Here is a 696-nt window from a genome sequence, read left to right as displayed (position 1 = left end):
TTTTTTGGGGGCAGTATGTTTGACGTCAGGACTCTTGATGAGACGGTAATTTCCGCCGGATCGTCGTACCGGAACGCCAGCCCTGGACGGGCGAGAGCGTTTCGGATCGCAAAGCGCAGCTTCGACATTTTCATGAGCCTTCTGCTGCTGCCGGTTCTGGCGGTGCTTGCGGTGCTCATCCTTGTCCTGAACCCCTTCTACAACACGGGCGCGCTGTTTTTCGTGCAGCCCCGCATGGGCCGCGACTGCAAGCCGTTCAGGGCGATCAAGTTCCGCACCATGCGGGCGGTCCCCACGGTTGTCCGCGGCGCGGACAGCCCGCTGGAGCTGGACCGGATCACCACGCTGGGCCGTTTCCTGCGCAAGTCGCGGATCGACGAATTGCCCCAGATTCTCAACGTGCTGTGCGGCCAGATGAGCCTGATCGGCCCGCGGCCGGACTATTTCGATCACGCGGTGGAATACCTGGAAAAGATCCCCGGCTACCGCGAACGCCACGCCGTCCGCCCCGGCATCAGCGGCCTGGCGCAGACCGAACTGGGCTATATCGAGGGCATGGACGCCACCCGCCGCAAGGTGAAGGCGGATCTCTATTACATCTCGCACATGAGCTTTGCGCTCGAGATGTGGATCTTCTGGCGGACGCTCAGCGTCGTCGCCAAGCGTGGCGGCGCCTGACACCCAGGCCCGCAACCG

General features: G+C 63.2%; 1 protein-coding gene. It reads left to right on the top strand.

What is annotated here, in order from left to right; all coding sequences use genetic code 11:
- Nucleotides 1–48 precede the first annotated feature (48 nt).
- Entirely contained in the window at nucleotides 49–678 is a 630-nt protein-coding gene (locus tag KZZ07_RS26630; RefSeq protein WP_370631275.1) for a sugar transferase, read from the top strand.
- Nucleotides 679–696: the final 18 nt, after the last annotated feature.

The organism is Mameliella sp. CS4 (genome assembly GCF_019392335.1).
Lineage (GTDB): Bacteria > Pseudomonadota > Alphaproteobacteria > Rhodobacterales > Rhodobacteraceae > Antarctobacter.
Note: the sequence above shows the minus strand (reverse complement) of the source record. Positions and strands in the feature narration are given on the sequence as shown.